Source organism: uncultured Neptuniibacter sp. (assembly GCF_947498015.1).
Lineage (GTDB): Bacteria > Pseudomonadota > Gammaproteobacteria > Pseudomonadales > Balneatricaceae > Neptuniibacter.
In genome coordinates, this window is the sequence record NZ_CANMIR010000017.1 from 42,767 (window position 1) to 60,281 (window position 17,515).

General features: G+C 48.4%; 12 protein-coding genes and 3 tRNA genes. 9 read left to right on the plus strand and 6 right to left on the minus strand.

The window, feature by feature from the left end:
• Positions 1 to 120: 120 nt before the first annotated feature.
• The 3 genes from Q0882_RS16000 to Q0882_RS16010 are packed head-to-tail and all read right to left on the minus strand — an operon-like array spanning position 121 to position 3,666.
• Positions 121 to 726, minus strand: a complete 606-nt coding sequence (locus tag Q0882_RS16000; protein ID WP_299183791.1) for a membrane integrity-associated transporter subunit PqiC — start codon at positions 724 to 726, stop codon at positions 121 to 123.
• Complete coding sequence (pqiB, locus tag Q0882_RS16005) at positions 719 to 2,368, minus strand: intermembrane transport protein PqiB (protein WP_299183793.1); 1,650 nt, start codon at positions 2,366 to 2,368, stop codon at positions 719 to 721. The genes Q0882_RS16000 and pqiB overlap by 8 nt, the downstream gene beginning before the upstream one ends.
• Before the next feature lie 2 nt (positions 2,369 to 2,370).
• On the minus strand, positions 2,371 to 3,666 hold the full coding sequence (locus Q0882_RS16010; RefSeq protein WP_299183794.1) for a paraquat-inducible protein A: 1,296 nt from the start codon (positions 3,664 to 3,666) through the stop codon (positions 2,371 to 2,373).
• Positions 3,667 to 3,812: 146 nt separating this feature from the next.
• Here Q0882_RS16010 and Q0882_RS16015 point away from each other — a divergent pair, with 146 nt between their 5' ends.
• The 4 genes from Q0882_RS16015 (at position 3,813) to Q0882_RS16030 (ending at position 9,522) form a co-directional block, all read left to right on the plus strand.
• Positions 3,813 to 5,300 (plus strand): glutamate-cysteine ligase family protein, encoded by a 1,488-nt coding sequence (locus tag Q0882_RS16015; RefSeq protein WP_299183796.1) that lies wholly within the window; start codon positions 3,813 to 3,815, stop codon positions 5,298 to 5,300.
• Between the two features lie 14 nt (positions 5,301 to 5,314).
• Positions 5,315 to 6,343: a succinylglutamate desuccinylase/aspartoacylase family protein gene (locus Q0882_RS16020; protein ID WP_299183798.1), complete on the plus strand. Its 1,029-nt coding sequence runs from the start codon at positions 5,315 to 5,317 to the stop codon at positions 6,341 to 6,343.
• 130 nt (positions 6,344 to 6,473) lie between these two features.
• Entirely contained in the window at positions 6,474 to 8,672 is a 2,199-nt protein-coding gene (locus Q0882_RS16025; RefSeq protein ID WP_299183800.1) for an EAL domain-containing protein, read from the plus strand.
• Between the two features lie 112 nt (positions 8,673 to 8,784).
• Entirely contained in the window at positions 8,785 to 9,522 is a 738-nt protein-coding gene (locus Q0882_RS16030; protein ID WP_299183802.1) for a glutathione peroxidase, read from the plus strand.
• Positions 9,523 to 9,556: 34 nt separating this feature from the next.
• On the opposite strand, the gene Q0882_RS16035 is transcribed toward Q0882_RS16030, so the two are convergent.
• The 3 genes from Q0882_RS16035 to Q0882_RS16045 form a co-directional block, all read right to left on the minus strand.
• Positions 9,557 to 10,393 carry a S1-like domain-containing RNA-binding protein gene (locus Q0882_RS16035; protein ID WP_299183804.1) on the minus strand — a complete coding sequence of 279 codons (837 nt, stop codon included), beginning with the start codon at positions 10,391 to 10,393 and terminating at the stop codon, positions 9,557 to 9,559.
• 146 nt (positions 10,394 to 10,539) lie between these two features.
• A complete protein-coding gene (locus Q0882_RS16040; RefSeq protein ID WP_299183806.1) occupies positions 10,540 to 11,883 on the minus strand; it encodes a DUF1329 domain-containing protein in 1,344 nt (447 codons plus the stop codon).
• A 25-nt stretch (positions 11,884 to 11,908) separates the two neighbouring features.
• A complete protein-coding gene (locus Q0882_RS16045) occupies positions 11,909 to 13,714 on the minus strand; it encodes a DUF1302 domain-containing protein (protein ID WP_299183807.1) in 1,806 nt (601 codons plus the stop codon).
• Positions 13,715 to 14,027: 313 nt separating this feature from the next.
• On the opposite strand from Q0882_RS16045, the gene Q0882_RS16050 reads away from it, so the two are divergent.
• The 5 genes from Q0882_RS16050 to Q0882_RS16070 all read left to right on the plus strand — a co-directional run bounded on the left by Q0882_RS16050 (position 14,028) and on the right by Q0882_RS16070 (position 17,515).
• On the plus strand, positions 14,028 to 15,086 hold the full coding sequence (locus tag Q0882_RS16050) for an AraC family transcriptional regulator (RefSeq protein WP_299183809.1): 1,059 nt from the start codon (positions 14,028 to 14,030) through the stop codon (positions 15,084 to 15,086).
• 344 nt (positions 15,087 to 15,430) lie between these two features.
• Positions 15,431 to 17,077 carry an electron transfer flavoprotein-ubiquinone oxidoreductase gene (locus Q0882_RS16055; protein ID WP_299183811.1) on the plus strand — a complete coding sequence of 549 codons (1,647 nt, stop codon included), beginning with the start codon at positions 15,431 to 15,433 and terminating at the stop codon, positions 17,075 to 17,077.
• Between the two features lie 173 nt (positions 17,078 to 17,250).
• Positions 17,251 to 17,338: transfer RNA gene (locus tag Q0882_RS16060), tRNA-Ser, on the plus strand.
• 15 nt (positions 17,339 to 17,353) lie between these two features.
• Positions 17,354 to 17,429: transfer RNA gene (locus Q0882_RS16065), tRNA-Asn, on the plus strand.
• Positions 17,430 to 17,439: 10 nt separating this feature from the next.
• A tRNA-Lys gene (locus Q0882_RS16070) sits at positions 17,440 to 17,515 on the plus strand.

The window sequence follows — 17,515 nt, forward strand, 5'->3', positions numbered from 1 at the left end:
TTGCCCGACGGGCAGTATTGCCTGTCTGTTGAAGATCTCTAATTATAGACGATTCAGCCTGTAGTGATGCTGAATTTCACTCAAAAAAAGCTCAGAATCTTGATTTAAATTAAAACAAAATTAGTTATCAGTTTTGTAGTTCTTGATAAATTCCGAGATTGTTTTTGTTTGCTCTAAGGCTAGTGAACTTAAGTGCTTACGCAGTTTTGATACAAGTGGATCATAGCCTGGACTATCAATTTTTTCAGAGAAATTAAAACGCTGTTTAGTTAAAATTTTATCTTTATCTTTCAGGGACCAATAGCCTGACAGGGTTGCATCCCCCTGCTCTGATCCGTGAAACTGATCGATCTGGATCAGCAGGGTATAGTCCCATTCAGATGCCCCTGAATGACGATCCGTTTCTATCCCGATGTGAGGCAGGGCTCTCTCTATTTCACTGTGCAAGACACGGGGAATTGCCCTGTTTGGTAGCTCTGCCCATAAATGGTATCGGGCAAACTGGATCTGGTTACTCTGAGTGATTAACGCAATGCCCTGAGTGTTGAGGTATTCGGCAACTTCGATCGGGGCGATCCCGATGGTCAGTGTTGTAGCTGCTTTCTGATAGCTTTCGCTATTACTGTGGAGCAGATAGTAACGGCTGGTTTCATGAGTGCTTTGGTTAGAGCAGCCTGTCACGAATACGCATGTGAACAGGAATGCGATAAAGGGCAATCTATTCAAGGTTGATCCCTCCGGGAATGGGGTCAGCGATATGAGGTTTATCAAAAATCAGCGCATTGGGTTTTTCGTCAAGCGTCTTTATGACCGGCTGAAGTTGATTCAGTGTGTGTTCCAGAGTGCTGAGTGTCTGATTTAACTCTTGATAGATAAGGCTATCCGGGGAGAGCCCCTGAGCAGCGTTACGGATCTCACGCAGGGTAGCTTTCAACTCGGCGGGCAGGGCCTGAGTGTGTTTGTCTCTGGCGAGTATCTCAACCTGTTGCAGGGATGTTGTCAGCTGGCTGATCGCACGTTCAGAAGAGGCCAGTGTACTGTCCAGTTGAGCAAGCACCGGTTCTACTCTGAGTTGTTCAATCTTATTGAGGACCGCAATCAGTTTATTCTCAAGCTGAACAAAGCCACCGGAGATAGTAGGGATAATGGGATAACCCTCAAACTCGATCACATTGGCCTTCTCAGCATCGGGGTAGAGGTCAAAATCTACATAGAGGCTGCCGGTAATCAGGTTTCCTGATTTTAAACTGGCACGCATACCCTGATCGACCCAGTGGCGCAGCTTTGTGTGGGCGCTGGTGAGAATTGACTGCTGATCATCAAAGCCGAGCCTCCCCGGTTCTAGTCGGATAATGACCGGTATTCTGGGATCTGTCCCCCCCGTCAGTTCATCTATCTGGAAGGAGATACGCTCTACAGTACCAATGCGCACACCGCGAAACTCAACCGGAGCACCGGCGACGAGTCCACGGACCGATTGGTCAAAGAGCAGCAGGTATTCGTTATAGAAAGCGTAAGGTTGCTCTTTGACACTGGTAAAGTCAGCGTAAAGCCGGTATCGGTCTCCGTCCTGCGCGGGACTGCCTTTACTCTCTCCCTCAATAACATCAAAGGTTACACCGCCCGTTAACAGCGTATCGAGTGTTCCGGTCTGGACTTTGACGCCTTCAGCAGAGAGGTTAAGGTTGATGCCACTCATATTCCAGAAGCGGCTATCAGTGGTCACCAGTTGATCATACGGAGCTTTAATAAAGAGATCATAGATCGCCTGCCTTGCCTGAGGATCAAAGCTGACCTGCTCAATTCTGCCCACGGGGAATCCACGATAGACGACTGTATCACCGATACTCAGAGAGTGTGCGTTGTCGCTAATTAACTGCAAACGCAGCCCCGGCTCACTTTCTGAGGTAACAGGGGGGTCTTCCAATCCTGTGTATTGGGAGGGTGGTAAGCCGCTATCGCCAGGGGACATCTCGATAAACGCCCCGGAAAGCAGGGTGCCTAATCCACTGACGCCGCCGGCACCCACGCGTGGGCGAACGACCCAGAATTTTGTATTGCTGTAGAGTAAAGGCTCAACCTCAGGCTCAATCCGTGCTTTAACCAGTACATTATTTTCTAGGTAGTTAAGTTGTACCGATTCAACCTTGCCAACCTCGACATTACGAATTTTGATCTTAGTTTTTCCAGATTCAATACCATCGGCCGTGCTAAAGCTGATCGTGATTAGCTGGCCTCGATTAGCCCAGTCCTGATAGATCATCCAGCCACCCAGGCACAAAGCGATCAGGGGTAGAATCCAGATGCTGGAGATAGATCGCTTGGCGCTGAGTACCGGTTTAGGGTCGGTGGTGTTTTTCTTCGACATGGTTACCTGATCTTATCGAGTAAGTCGTTTAAAGGTTCGGTTCCCTGATTAACCGCATCCATTTCCTGCGGGTTCAGGTTATCCCAGATGAGCCTTGGGTCAAAGCTATGTGCTGAGAGCATTGTCAGGATGACCACGCCTGCAAATGCGGTCGCAGCGATCCCCGGTTGTATGCTGACAATATCCCCGATCTGTACTAGTGACACGAGAACGGCGACGACAAATACATCAATCATAGACCAGCGGCCAACCAGCTCGGTCATGCGGTAGATCCAGGTGCGCTCCTCCAGACGGTGTTGATGCTCTGCCTGGACGCTGTAGGCGAGCCACAAAATCGACAGCATCTTTGCTATCGGGACGAGGATGCTGGCAACAAATACAACCGTTGCAATAGGGTAAGAACCGTGTTGCCAGAGCAGTACTACGCCACCAAGTATTGTGCTGGGGTCGTCAGCACCTAGCAGCGTAGTATTCATAATGGGATAGGTGTTTGCAGGAATATAGAGCACGATCGCAGTAATCAGATACGCCCAGGTTTTCTGCATGCTGTCAGGTATCCGTGGATGCAGCTTGCTGCCACATCGTTGACAGTGGATCTCTTCATGCCTGTGTAGCAGATGACAGTGGTGGCAGCTTTGAAATCCATTATCTAATGCACTGCCACTACTGATCTGTGGTTGTTGCCTGATGTTGCCTGAGTAGCTATCCAGAGTATGCCACAGCTGGAGTTTGTCCATTGAGGTGATTGTGGCGGTCAGGCAGATTGAGAACAGGACGTAAGCCCAGAATGACATGCCGATCACCAGATCTGCCATGCCGGCAATTTTCACCAGGCTCACCAGAACGCCTATCAGAAATACCTCTGCCATACCCCAGGGATGAAGGGTGAATAACCCGCGGGTGATAGTGTACATCCAGGGGTAACATCGGCCCATTTTCAGAGGAAGAAGGACTGCCAGATAAGCTGAGAGCATTAGTGCCGGAATCAGCAATATAAAGAGTGACAGGATCAGAGCGAGAAAGGGAAATCCTAAATCGAAAAGATCATAGGCACTTTGAAGCAGAGATATCTCCTGTTCTCGCCCCTGAGATTGGAATGCCATAAATGGAAAAGGGAGGGAAAGCAGTAGGAAAAGTAGTGCGGAAGCGGCGAAAGCTGCTGCTTTATCTAGTGCATGCTCAGTTTTTGCTGTCAGTAGATGCCCGCATCGAGAACAGTGGGCTTTAAATCCTGGCTGGAGCTCCGTCACTTCCTGTATCAGGTCGCAACAATGACAGGCAATTTTATCAACTGGCATCAGGCTACCCTCCGTGTATCGATGGTTTATTCTAACGCAAAAGCGACGGGCATGGACTATTAACAGAAATAGACGAGAATAGGTGGTAGTTACAGGTCAGGCTGGCTAATCTTATTAGATGTAGATGAATCTGTGCTGAAGGGCTTATGGGACAAGAGATCAGTTCTCATACATTTTCTGCGGAAGACTACGAGGCGTTCAAGCAGAGATTGATGGTTAATCTCGATGGCTTGAAAGCGATGCTGCAGCGTCCCGGTTTTGGTGTGGGTGATGCATCGATCGGAGCTGAATTGGAACTCTATCTGGTAGATCAACAAGCTCGTCCCCTACAGCTGAATCGTGAGGTGATCGCTCGTAGTGGCCATAAACAACTGGCGCTCGAATTAAATCGTTTTAATCTCGAGTACAATCTGACCCCTGTTCCGGCTAAAGGCACTCCCTTCAGCCATCTGGAGCGGGAGATGCTGTTTGCGATCGATCACGTTAACCAGAAGTTGTTGCCAGAGCTGGGTAAAGCGCTGCCGATAGGTATTCTACCAACGCTTAAACGTTCAGATTTTGGGATTCAGGCGATGACCGATGAATCTCGCTTTTATGCCCTTTCTCAAGCGCTCCAAGCCCTTAGGGGGCGACTTTTTTGTGTCAAAATTGAGGGTGATCCACCCATCTCACTGCGTTCACGCGATGTTACCCTGGAGGGGGCAAACAGTTCGATGCAGGTCCATTTTCGTGTTAATCCAGAGCGTTTTGCCTGTACATTCAATGCATTGCAGTTGGTTACCCCGGTCGTTGTTGCGTTGGCGGCCAATTCGCCTTTTATGATGGGGCACCAGTTGTGGCATGAAACCCGTATCCCTCTCTTTCGTCAGGCCATTGATGGTCGCTCCTATGAGGAGTGTGACCGTGGCGTACCCTCTCGGGTTGATTTTGGAAACGGCTGGGTAAGGGAGGGGGCTTACGAACTGTTTGCCGAGATGGTGCATCTGCATCAACCCATCATCCCTGTTTGTGGTAGTGAAGATGTCCTGTCGGTCATCAATAAAGGGGGAGTGGCTGGTCTGGATGAGTTGCGGATGCACTCGGGCACGGTTTGGCCCTGGAATCGAGCTGTTTATGATGAAAAAGAGGGTGGTCATCTGCGTATTGAGATGCGAGCGTTGCCCGCAGGGCCGACCCCCTCTGATATGGCAGCCAATGCCGCTTTTGCTCTGGGGGTTGCTAAAGGGCTTCAGGGTGAGATGGATACGATCATTCCTGCGATGCCGTTCAGTGTCTTGGTGAATAATTTTTATCAGGCTGCTGAAAAGGGGATGAAAGCGCTCCTGATGTGGCCGGTGTTAGAGAAAGCGGGTGGATTACAGAAACTCAGCATTACCGATGTGGCAACACTGTTGATGCCGGTTGCTGCAGATGGGCTTGAACAGTTAGGCGTAGATGCTGATGAAGCGGAGCATTATCTCGGTATTATCAGGGGGCGTATTGAAAGTGGTATCACCGGCGCTGTATGGCAGCGTCGTGAATATCAGCGCCTGAAAAGGAGAATGAGTGAATCGCAAGCGTTGATGCAGATGGTGCAGAACTATATGGATCACTCAGCGGATAATATTCCGGTTTCAACTTGGAATAAAAGGTAAGAGAGCCGTAACGGATGAAAAAATTATTTAATCCAACCGCTGCCGAGTTGAAGAATACTCCCGAGGCTTTTTTACGGGAGATCTCCGAAGCGGTGATGATCTTTATTGAGGGCGAATCAACTGACCGGACCCGAGGGTTGGTCACACTTCTGCATGGCAATGAGCCCTCAGGCTTGCTGGCGTTACATAAGTGGCTCCTGCGTGCGGAGAAGCCGCTCTGCAATCTGATCTGTTTTATCCCCTCTGTACCCGCCGCAATTTTGGAGCCGATGTTTCGCAATCGGGTTTATCCTGGCCAGAGAGATATGAATCGCTGTTTCTTTCCTCCTTATGATGATCTGCCAGGGGCTCTTGCCGAGGAGATACTTGAGCTGTTTGAAGAGTATAAGCCCGAGTGTATTCTCGATATTCATAACACATCGGGTCATAGTCCTGATTTTGGGGTTGTCACCTATGAGAGCCGTGAACATGAAGCGCTGGTATCGCTGTTCTGTGACCGCATGGTGGTGACTGATCTGCGTTTAGGCGCGTTGATGGAGAGAAGTGTCAGACGTTGCCCGGTTGTGACGATCGAATGCGGTGGTGTGGATGATGCCGGTTCAGCCGCTGTAGCCTGGAATGGGTTACAGAAGTACTTTTATCAGGAGGATGTGATGACTCTGGAACACGGTCATCATATGGATCTCTATCGGCACCCTGTTCGCCTGGAGTTAAAACCCAAAACCGTCATCGCTTATGCAGACAGTTATGTGATTGGTACCGATATTACGGTACCGACGACACTGGACCGGTGTAATTTTGGGACGGTAGAGCGTGGTCAGTTGATCGGCTGGATGGGTAGCCGAATGGGGCGGGATTGTTTGCGGGCACATGATGCGAATGGTGAAGATGTGTTTGAACGCTTCTTTGAACTCCGTGGTAACCAACTCATGACGGCGCAGCCGCTTAAGCTCTTTATGATTACGACCCGACCCGATATAGCGATTGGGGATTGCCTGCTCTACGCTGCGGAGGAGAGGGAGCATCAAGTGGTTGATACCTGAATCTTTGAATTTGCAGTTATTTGCTATTACAAACCCAGATGGGTGATGCTAAAGTCGAATGCTTAATAGATTGAGAGCAGAATTACAGCGGCTAAGATTGTTTGAACCGCTGTCATGGGTAAGCATTGTGATGTTCAGTTCGGTACTAAAACTTTTAACCCACAGACCCTTTGCGTTTTCAGTAACGGTCTTCTTCACGGTGCTGTTCCTATCTACCGTCTTTATCAGTCATGATTTCAATCGGATTCGGGAAAATATCAAACATCAGGCATTTGTTGATCTGCTGACTCTGGGGGCTCGTCTGGAGGGTGAAATTAATGCCCATCTGGTTGTTTTAAGGGGACTGAAAGCCGAGGTTGCGATTAACCCGGATATCACACAGTCTGAGTTCCAGCTGCTCGTAGATGAATTCCTACAGACTCAGTTAAGTATTCGCCACTTAGCCTTGGCGCCTGATCTCATAGTAACCAATATCCACCCCTCTGAAGGTAATGGCAAAGCGCTCGGTCTGAACTACCGGGAACACCCCGATCAGTTAACTGCCGTACTCTCAGCAATAGAGCAGAAAGATATTGTACTGACAGGCCCGGTTGACCTGGTACAGGGCGGATCAGCTCTGATAGCGCGTATTCCAGTATTTATTGGAAAAGAGCGTGACCAGTTATGGGGAATTATTTCGGGCGTAATCGATGATCAGAATCTATTTCAGCGTGCCGGAATAGATAAACGTCTCTGGGGGTTAGATATCGCAATACGGGGGCGCGATGGTTCCGGTCAGGAGGGAGCCGTCTTTTATGGGGATTCTAGTACATTCCACCCCGATGCAGTGACCGTTGATGTGGTGTTGCCGACGGGTAGGTGGCAGATGGCTGCCTATACAGATGGCGGATGGCAGGTGACTGGATCACAGGTGAAAACATACTGGTTGATAGCGTTGTTGATAAGTTTAGCAACGGCGATGGCTGCTTACCTGATTGCAAAAAACTACCGGGAGAAGCTAGAGGCGATTGAGACTGCCAATTACCGGGCGAATTATGATGTGTTGACTGGCTTGTCCAATCGTTACCATTTTAATCAACAATTGAAGCTGATGATTCAGGAGCACCGGCGTCATCGCCAGATATTTGCGCTTTTTTTTATCGATCTGGATTATTTCAAAGAGGTGAACGATAACTGGGGTCACCCTGCGGGCGATACACTTTTGAAGCAGTTTGCAGGCCGAATGACAGGGATCGTGCGTAGCGATGATCTGGTAGCCCGTCTGGCGGGGGATGAATTTGTAATTGTGCTGAAAGACCTTGAATCAGCAACGCAGGCAGAGTTACTGGCAGAAAAGTTACAGCTGGAGTTGGGCGAGCCTTACTTTATTGATGGTCAGTATCTATCCGTTACCCATAGTTTGGGGATCGCAATGTACCCGGATGATGGTGTGGATATGGAGCAGTTGCTTCAGAATGCTGATCGGGCGATGTATGAAGCTAAGCGCGCCGGTAAAAACCGTATCTTCTTCTTTAATGAGGGATTGAGCCAGGAGGTCAAACGCCATGTTCAGGTTCACAATGAGATCCTTGAAGGGATCAGGACAGGGCAGTTTGAGGTCTATCTGCAGCCGATAATGGAGCTGGGCTTGTTGAGTACGAACAAGTGCGAAGCGCTGGTTCGCTGGTTCCATCCGAAGAAGGGATTGGTCTCACCCGCGGAGTTTATTCCGATTGCTGAACAGACAGGTGCGATCAGAGCTCTGGGAGAATGGATTCTGGATGAGGTGGGCTTTCTCTCTGAACGGCTGACTCAAGCCGGGCTGGATATTCAGATTTCGGTGAACCGTTCGGTGGCAGAGTTTTACCCTAAGGATGCGGCCCAACGCTGGATGGAGATCATCAGCAAACATGAAGTGCCCTATGACAAAGTCGTGTTTGAGATTACAGAATCGCTGCTGATGGACGGTGGTGACAGTCAACTGGATAAGATCAACCGGCTACGTGATCAGGGGATCGCTTTCTCTATAGATGATTTTGGTACCGGTTACTCTGCTATCAATTACTTACGACACTACCCGGTTGATTACCTGAAAATTGATCGTAGTTTTGTGACCGATCTACTGGAAGATGAGCAGGACCGCACTCTGGTAGAGGTGATCATCAAAATGGGCCAGACCCTTGGAATCAAAGTCGTTGCAGAGGGGGTCGAGGATCAGGCACAGCTTGATGTATTAAAGGCGTTTGGTTGTGACTTTGTTCAAGGTTTTTATCTGGGTAAGCCGATGCCGTTTGATCAGTTCCTTGAGTTTTTGGAACAAGAACGTACCGTACTGCTTGCTGATAGTTAATTTCTATTAATATTCTAAATTTATTTAATTTCATCAATTCTTCTCTGTTGCATATAGTGTTCTCAACGCGTGAGGCGATCACGGATACATAACGGCATAGAGGAATTGGATCATGTTTCAGAATCGAGAAGGTCAGGCTGTCCCTCAGGTTACCTTTCACACCCGTCAGGGAGATGAGTGGGTTGATGTTTCAACCGATGAGATTTTTCGCAATCGCAATGTCATAGTTTTTGCGCTGCCTGGTGCTTTTACACCCACCTGTTCCAGTACGCATCTGCCACGCTACAATGAACTGGCAGGTCTGTTTAGGCAGCAGGGCATCGATGAGATTATCTGTCTGTCGGTTAACGATACCTTTGTTATGAATGCGTGGGCCAGTGATCAGAAGGCGGACAATATAACTTTTCTACCGGATGGTAATGGTGATTTTTCAGCAGCCATGGGGATGCTGGTTGATAAAGATGAATTGGGGTTTGGTGAGCGTTCATGGCGCTACTCGATGCTGGTTCGAAATGGTGTTATCGACAAAATGTTTATCGAACCGGATCTGCCAGGCGACCCGTTTCAGGTGTCTGATGCCGATACTATGTTGAACTATATCAATCCGGAAGCTGAGCTGCCCAAGCGGATTACCATGTTGAGTAAAGCTGGTTGTGGGCACTGTGTTCGCGCAAAGCGAGCGTTGGAAGAGCAAGGCTATACATATGAGGAGATTCAGCTGGGAGATCAAGGTATTAGCTTTAGCTCTCTTCAAGCAGTCTCCGGTCAGGGGACAACGCCTCAAGTCTTTATTGAGGGGCAGTTGATCGGAGGGGCTGACCAGCTTGAAAATTGGTTAAGCAATCAGTAGGAAAAACGCACCGAAAGGTGCGTTTTTTTATCTGTTAATCTTTAAGCCTTAACCCGCCAGGTTCGATGGTGATTTTGCCCTGTTTAAGTAGCGCACCGACTGCCATCTTAAAGGCTTTCTTACTGATGCCGAACAGTTGGAAAATGGTCTCCGGTGAAGACTTATCGTTCACGGTAATAAAACCATCCTGATCCTCCAGCATCGCCAGAATCTCCCCCGTTGTATCCACTACTTTGGCGTAACCCGGCTTTTGCATCGAGAGGTTTATCTTCCCATCAGGTCGAACCTCTTTGATATAACCCTTAAATTTCTGTCCAGGGTAGATCGTTTTTAGAACATCACTGCGGAAGATCATCCCCCAATGCTGATGGTTGATAATCGCTTTCTGACCCAGATCAGTACGGTTGGCGATGACCAGTTGAACCTCCTCTCCCTCTTTGTAGAGTGGAGGGGTTGTATCGAGGAATTTATCGATCTTGGTGGAGGCGACAATTCGATTGGTATTCTTGTCGATATAAAGGCGCACAAGATAACGCTTTCCAACCTCGACAGGGCGCTGTCGTTGTTCGCTGAAGGGCAGTAGTACATCTTTGGGTAGGCCCCAATCCATAAAGGCCCCTACATCATTTACAGCCGAGACCTTTAACATGGCAAATTCGCCAACAATGGCCGATGGCTTTTCCGTTGTTGCGATCAGGTAGTCGTCTGTATCGAGGTAGATAAAAACACGGATATGTTCTCCCACAGCAAGATTCTCAGGGCAGTAGCGTTTCGGCAGAAGAATCTCGCCCAGCTCACCGGCATCGAGGTAAACGCCAAAATCTTTCTCTTTGATCACTTCAAGGGTGCTGTATTTGCCGATCTCGGCCATGGAATAACCTTCAGGAGTTGGTGGAAAAACAATGGGTATAGCTGATTCAGCTATTATCCTAGTCCATAACTCAAGTTAAAAGCATTTAAACAAAAAAAAGCCCATTCCGAAGGAGTGGGCTTTTGCGGATATAAGGTGGGTTGATACTATTTACCCAGTCTGCGGATCGCCTGAGGGGTGAAATCTTTATGTTTAAAGCGTTTCGTAAAGTCGAAACCCTCACCCTCTTCATTGGTCAAACTACCGACCAGATAGCGTCCAGACTGGAGATCATAGAGCGCCTCTGCAGTTAACCATGAGACATTGGCATCACGGTATTGAAACTGATGAGCCTCGCCGACTCGCCAAAGCTCACCGCGACCATCATAGTGATCCACGACAGCGATCTGCCAGCTGTCCTCATCGATATAGAATGTACGTTTGGCGTAGATGTGGCGCTCTCCCTCTTTCAGGGTTGCTTCAACCTTCCATACGCGATGAAGCTCATAGCGCGTATGCTCTGGGTTGATATGGCCTGGGTGTAAAATATCAGAATACTTTAACCCGCGATCCGCCAGTTTGTAGCTGTTGTAGGGGATGTATAGCTCCTGCTTGCCAACCAGGTTCCAGTCATAACGGTCAGGAGCACCGTTAAACAGGTCAAGGTTGTCGGTAGTACGTTGGCCGTCACTGGCGGTGCCCGGTGCATCATAGGCGATCTGCGGGGCCCTCCTGACTCGTCGCTGGCCAGCATTGTATGTCCAGGCCTGACGTGGTTGTTTCACCTGATTGAGGGTTTCATGCACAAGTAGTACGTTACCGGTCAGGCGGGAGGGTGCTTTTACCTGTTGCACAAAGTAGAAGAGAATATTGGCATCTTTCTTTGTATCTGCGCCGCCTTTTAAGGAGGTGGGCCAGGACATTTTTTCATTGATCTTAACCGCTGTGAAGTTGCCGTTAGCCTGGACCGGTACCTGAACAAAGGTGCGCTCCAGAGCTCCGCCGCGATAACGGGTCATATGATTCCAGATTACCTCCAGGCCATTGGCGGGAATTGGGAATGGGATCGCTGTTGTAAAGTTCTCCACCCCGTTGCCACCATCGGTCAGAGTGGTTGATGTTGCGTTGGCTCTGGCCGCATCATAGACCTGTTGAGGAAGCGCCGTTGTTCGATGTGATGGGTAGACCGGGATCGAATATGTTTCCGGATATCGCTTCAACATCGCTAACTGCCCAGGGGTCAGATTCGCTTGATATTGCTCCGCATTCTGGGCCGTAATCGTGAAAAGCGGGGACTCGGCAGCAAAGGGGTTATTGTAGCGATCAGCGGATGTTTCCAGGCCACCGTCCCACTCGGGAATGGTGCCAGCAGCATTGCCAGCCTTCTCCGCACCGACAGGCGTCAGAGTTGTACCCAGTTTATCAGCGTTGCTTTCGCTGGTGGCTGCTGAAAGGGTTGTCGAAGCGATCAGTAGGGTTGTTCCCAGCAGCATTTTTCTTGAATTAAACATTGTTTTCTCCATCGGGCTGCTGCTCTTAGAAAGATACAGAGGCGCTAAGTGAAATAAAGTCACGGTCTTCAATTGAATTAAAGTCCCCGCCAAAATAATCGGTATAGGAAAGCTGGACCGAATATTTATTCAGATAGTCTGCCGTTAAGCTAAGGCCTAACGTTTTTTCATCTTCATTGAATGCTGCACCAGGCTGAGGGCCGTAGCCTTCCAGACCGTGTTTAAAGCTGATTTGAGGGGTCAGATTAATACCCGCAAATGCATTTGGGTATGAGAGATTGGCACGCACGACATAGCCATATGAGTCCTGAGTGACGAAGCCATCATTGTCACCGGCAGCGTAGCCAAAGGCACCGTTACGGCCATATTTAATTGCATCAGCGCTTTCATCGAATTCATGAATATGAGTCCAGCCAAATTCGCCTATCAGAGTAAGGCGGCTGGCACCTAACACCTGATCGTGAAAACTGATTAAACTGGTTTGAAATTGTGAGATATCAAAGGACTGATAACCATCTACTTCACTACCTGGCGCCAAACCGAAACTGATTGCATTGTTGATATAGCTATCTAAAGCTGGGTTGCCGGTGGCACCCACCGTAAGGATGCCTGCGACCAGTGATGTACCATTGATCTGGATAGGTACATTCTGTTTATGACTGAATTCACCTGACCAGGCGATATCACCGACGTTTGTGTTAAAACTTAACCCGAGCATCTTAATATCTTCTGGGTACTCGACAAAATATTCTGATGCCAGGGTTGTAATGAGAGGGGCGCCCAGGTTGTATACGCCGCTGGCGATAGGTAAGCGGCTATGATATTTGGCCGCATAGAAGCCAAACTCTGTATTGTTGAGCTCTTCTGCGAAGTATCGGAGTGCAATACCAAATTGGCCGTCATCATCGGCTTCCCTGCGCCCATTCGGATCCCGGTAGACAACCGGGTCAAAAGGGTTGTTAAAATAAGCCTGATCATTCAGTGCAGCTAAGGGGCCAGAGCTTATGCGGATGCCGTTGCAGCCTTCAGCAACAAAGTCATTGGTGGAAAAATAGGTGCCACATCCATCAATAGCGGTGGGCTCCCACTTTATCTGGTAAAAGCCTTCAACACTGAGGTTGTCAGTTAAACCCAGAGAGGCAAATGCCATGTTGACAGGCAGTAGTCCCTCTTTTACCTCAGCACCGGCACGGCGGAAGGCGTTAACATCTACAGGGTTGATTGCATTTAATCCCCCTTGGATAAAGGTGCTTTCCCCCCAGTTAACAACCTGGCGGCCGATTCGGATATCCAGCGGTTTCTCGCCCAGATCAAAGGCCCCATACCAGTAGGCATCCAGAAGCTCAATGCCAGAAAATTTTGCATAATCATTAAAGCCAGAATCGTCAAGTTCTGTATCTGGAGCATAGAGGTTAGCGGCATGTCCATGCCCTCTGGATCCAGATTCTAGTTCTGCGTCATACCAGTATTTAGCTCGGGCGAAGATCCCCATATTTTCATATGTGAGCTCCAGGTCATGAATGCCCTTAACTATTTGGGAGAAGGTCTCTCCTTTATCAAAGTTCTGGGTAGCATCGTCGTAGCTGCCAGCACCTAAACTACTGCCACCATTCGCCGGGGAGATCAGTCTGGAAGCAGGCGCATCCATCCTCCAGCTGGCTCCTACTGAGATCTGTGAATCGAAACGACCTTCGATGTCGCCGATGTTAAATTCTACTGCGTGTGCCTGGTTGGTACTGACAACAGCTCCAATCAGAAAGGGTAAAGCACAGCGCTTAAACGCTGGAAGCGGGTTTTTGCTGCGTTGCAAAATCCTGTTTTTTATTGCCATTTCGTTCACCTAGCGATGTTATTTTTTTTAATGACGCTGATAGGTTTAAACTCCAATGTAGCTGATCTATAAGAAAATTCAGCAAATATAGGGCGTTATTACATAAAATTAGAGTCTTAATCGGTATACATAATCACGTTCAGTCCTGTTGTGCTCAATGACATTTGGGCGCAATGTTAGTAACAAAATTGTTCTTGATGTTGCAAAAACAAACATAATACTTCACAAATATATAAGGGAAGTGCGTTTCGAATTGATTTTATTGACCGGAGGTTGGGGAACCTTTGGGTATTTGGTGACAGGTTAACTCTCTATGGAACGTAAAATTACAGTGCCGGTTGGCTATGTACAGCACCTATTGCAACTGGTTAAAGAACAGGGCTTCAGTGTTGAACAACTATTGCAGCAGGTGGGTATAGACCCTGCCGAGATCGGTGTGCAAACCGAGTTCCCCGCCGATAAGTTTGGATTGCTATATCAGCGTATCTACTACATCGCGCAGGATGAGTATTTTGGGATGCTCAGCGGCGGCAAGGTGCCTAATGGTACTTTTCGCATGATGTGTCACTGTTTGATCCATTGCACGACTCTGGAAAAAGCGATCTATCGAGCCAGTGACTTTCATGAGATCTGCAGGGGAACTCAGGTTAAACCACACCTTGTTCGCAAAGGGAGGTACGCGAAGGTCTCATTCAACACGACGGATGCGTCTGAAGTGTCGATAGAGGAGATCCTGCGTGATGAAATTCCTGGAAGAATTCGTACTTCGTTGTCTATGTGGCAGCATTTTCTCTGTTGGCTGATCGGGAAGCGGCTCGAACTCAAAGCAGCCTATTTTACCTTTTCAGAACCGGAAGATGTGAACCAGTACAAAACGTTGTTTCAGTCGGAAGTGAAATTTGATCAACATGATAATGCGATCGTTTTTCCGGCTAAATACCTTGATTTTCCAATTGTGCAGACACCGGAAACACTCCGCAGCTTTCTCAAAACTGCGCCGTATCAGCTGATTGTGATGGTGGATGATGATGCCAGTCTGAAATCTCAGGTCATCGCCCTGATCGGTAATGATTTCAGCCAGGAGTTGCCAAGTGCTGATGAGGTTGCTTATCGCTTGCATATGTCAGTTTCAACTCTGCGCCGTCGTCTGTTAGAGGAGGATACCTCCTACCAGAAAATCAAAGATGAAAGTCGTAAAGTTGCCGCTCTGAATTATATGAACTCGCCACAGTTATCGATCAACGATGTTGCGGGCCTGATGGGATTTGAAGAACCCTCCGCTTTTTTCCGCTCATTCAAAAAATGGACCGGAATGACTCCGGGTGAATATCGTCGAAGTGACACCTATTGCCAGCAATTATCGGCTTCATAAGGCCAGCTGCATGCTCCTGAATTAAGGTCTTTTTACGCAATTTGAACGGTTTTGTTATCAATGCCGGCCTGAAATGTTATTGCTGTAATTTCCGTATGGGTGGATCATCGCCTCAGCATTTCCCGATGCCTTAACAGAAGTATTTAAGATTTAGCACTCTGGAGCGTATCCCCATTCGCTCCGGGAAGTGTTAAATGCAATTCAATCAGCAATGACTGCCCCTGTGCTTCCGTCAGCGATGACTGAGAACCTGAGGGCTTTCACGCTGGTGATCAAGTGATGGTGAAACTGAGATTCGATCAGTTTAGGACGTCATATTTAAGCGAGGATAGGTTATGAGCGATATGGCGCGAGAGTCCATGGAGTTTGATGTGGTTGTCGTGGGAGCTGGTCCTGCGGGGTTGTCTGCGGCGTGCCGTCTCATGCAGCAAGCCACAGATGAGGATAAGGCGTTAACCGTCTGTGTTGTTGAAAAGGGATCTGAGGTTGGGGCGCATATTCTCTCTGGAGCAGTGATAGAAAGTCGTGCTCTGGATGAGCTATTTCCCGACTGGAAAGCGCAGGGTGCACCTCTGAATACTGCGGTGACAGAGGACCAGATCTTCATGCTTAAAAATGAAGAGAAAGCGGTAAAAGTGCCGAATATGCTGGTACCTAGCACAATGCATAATCAGGGTAACTACATTGTGAGCCTGGGGAATCTTTGCCGTTGGTTAGCGGAGCGGGCTGAGCAGTTGGGGGTTGAGATCTTCCCTGGATTTGCTGCTTCCGAGGTTCTCTATCACGAAGATGGTAGTGTCAAAGGTATCGCCACAGGAGATATGGGCGTCAGTGCGGACGGTGAGCGGAAAGATAGTTATATGCCGGGGATGGAGTTGCATGCCAAGTACACTATTTTCTCTGAGGGGTGTAGAGGGCATCTGGGGAAGGAACTGATTGAAAGGTTTGATCTGAACAGCAGTGCTGATGCACAACACTACGGGATTGGTATCAAAGAGCTTTGGGATATTGATCCAGACAAGCATCAGCCCGGATTGGTGTTACATGGATCAGGTTGGCCTCTGAATGATGCCAGTGGTGGTTTCTTCCTCTACCACACAGAGGGGAATCAGGTGGTTGTGGGTCTGATTGTTGATCTAAATTATAGTAATCCCTATCTGAGCCCATTTGATGAGTTTCAGCGCATGAAGCACCATCCTGTTTTGAAGCAGTATCTGGAGGGGGGGAGTCGTGTTTCATATGGTGCCAGAGCGATCACCAAGGGGGGATTCAATGCTCTGCCTAAGATGACTTTCCCTGGCGGCATCATTGCGGGTTGTAATGCCGGGACTTTGAACTTTTCAAAGATCAAAGGCACTCATACAGCAATGAAATCAGGCATGCTAGCGGCTGAGTCTGTCTTTGAAGAGCTGACGTCAGCTGGCGAGGGTGGGAAAGAGCTGGAAAGCTTCTATGATAAATTTGAGGCCTCCTGGCTCTATGATGAGCTGTTTCGCTCCCGTAACTTTGGTCCGGCAATGCATAAGTTTGGTCCTCTGCTGGGGGGAGCGTTTAACTTTATTGATCAAAATCTGTTTGGCGGAAGAATCCCGGTTACGTTGCATGATAATGATGAAGATTATGCCCAGTTGAAACCGGCGTCCCAGTGTAGCCCGCTGGAGTATCCCAAGCCGGATGGTGTCCTTAGTTTTGATAAGTTGAGCTCGGTATTCCTATCGAATACAAATCATGAAGAGGATCAGCCTTGTCACCTCCAGCTTAACGATGCATCGATCCCGTTGAATGAAAATCTGTCAAAATTTGCGGAGCCCGCCCAACGATATTGCCCAGCGGGAGTGTATGAGATCATAAATGATGAGGCAGGAGAGCATTTTCAGATCAATAGTCAGAACTGCTTACACTGTAAAACCTGTGATATTAAAGATCCTGCCCAAAATATTCGTTGGGTTGTCCCCGAGGGTTTGGGGGGGCCGAACTATCCCAATATGTAATTATGACTAAAACGGTATAGGAAGTGGTTAATTTTCAAGCGTTTCTGGTTAAACAGTAACCGCTTTTAAGGGGCGTAAAAAAATGCGATGAAATAATCGTGTTTTTTTAAAAAAACAGTACGTTATTGTGTTGACAGGGAAACTCATTACGGTAACATACGCGCCCATCCTACGGAGGGATGGCTGAGTGGTCGAAAGCACTGGTCTTGAAAACCAGCGGTCCGAGAGGGCCCTAGGGTTCGAATCCCTATCCCTCCGCCATTAGGATGTTTGAGTTCCCTGATAGCTCAGTTGGTAGAGCAGTAGACTGTTAATCTATTGGTCGCTGGTTCGAGTCCAGCTCAGGGAGCCATTTAAGAGATGGGTCGTTAGCTCAGTCGGTAGAGCAGTTGGCTTTTAACCAATTGGTCATAGGTTCGAATCCTATACGACCCACCA

What these genes read in the sequence shown, in the direction of transcription:
- pqiB (WP_299183793.1), bottom strand. Translation starts at nt 2,368, where the DNA reads ATGTCGAAGAAAAACACCACCGACCCTAAACCGGTACTCAGCGCCAAG.
- Q0882_RS16010 (WP_299183794.1), bottom strand. Translation starts at nt 3,666, where the DNA reads ATGCCAGTTGATAAAATTGCCTGTCATTGTTGCGACCTGATACAGGAA.
- Q0882_RS16015 (WP_299183796.1), top strand. Translation starts at nt 3,813, where the DNA reads ATGGGACAAGAGATCAGTTCTCATACATTTTCTGCGGAAGACTACGAG.
- Q0882_RS16020 (WP_299183798.1), top strand. Translation starts at nt 5,315, where the DNA reads ATGAAAAAATTATTTAATCCAACCGCTGCCGAGTTGAAGAATACTCCC.
- Q0882_RS16025 (WP_299183800.1), top strand. Translation starts at nt 6,474, where the DNA reads ATGTTCAGTTCGGTACTAAAACTTTTAACCCACAGACCCTTTGCGTTT.
- Q0882_RS16030 (WP_299183802.1), top strand. Translation starts at nt 8,785, where the DNA reads ATGTTTCAGAATCGAGAAGGTCAGGCTGTCCCTCAGGTTACCTTTCAC.
- Q0882_RS16035 (WP_299183804.1), bottom strand. Translation starts at nt 10,393, where the DNA reads ATGGCCGAGATCGGCAAATACAGCACCCTTGAAGTGATCAAAGAGAAA.
- Q0882_RS16040 (WP_299183806.1), bottom strand. Translation starts at nt 11,883, where the DNA reads ATGTTTAATTCAAGAAAAATGCTGCTGGGAACAACCCTACTGATCGCT.
- Q0882_RS16045 (WP_299183807.1), bottom strand. Translation starts at nt 13,714, where the DNA reads ATGGCAATAAAAAACAGGATTTTGCAACGCAGCAAAAACCCGCTTCCA.
- Q0882_RS16050 (WP_299183809.1), top strand. Translation starts at nt 14,028, where the DNA reads ATGGAACGTAAAATTACAGTGCCGGTTGGCTATGTACAGCACCTATTG.
- Q0882_RS16055 (WP_299183811.1), top strand. Translation starts at nt 15,431, where the DNA reads ATGGCGCGAGAGTCCATGGAGTTTGATGTGGTTGTCGTGGGAGCTGGT.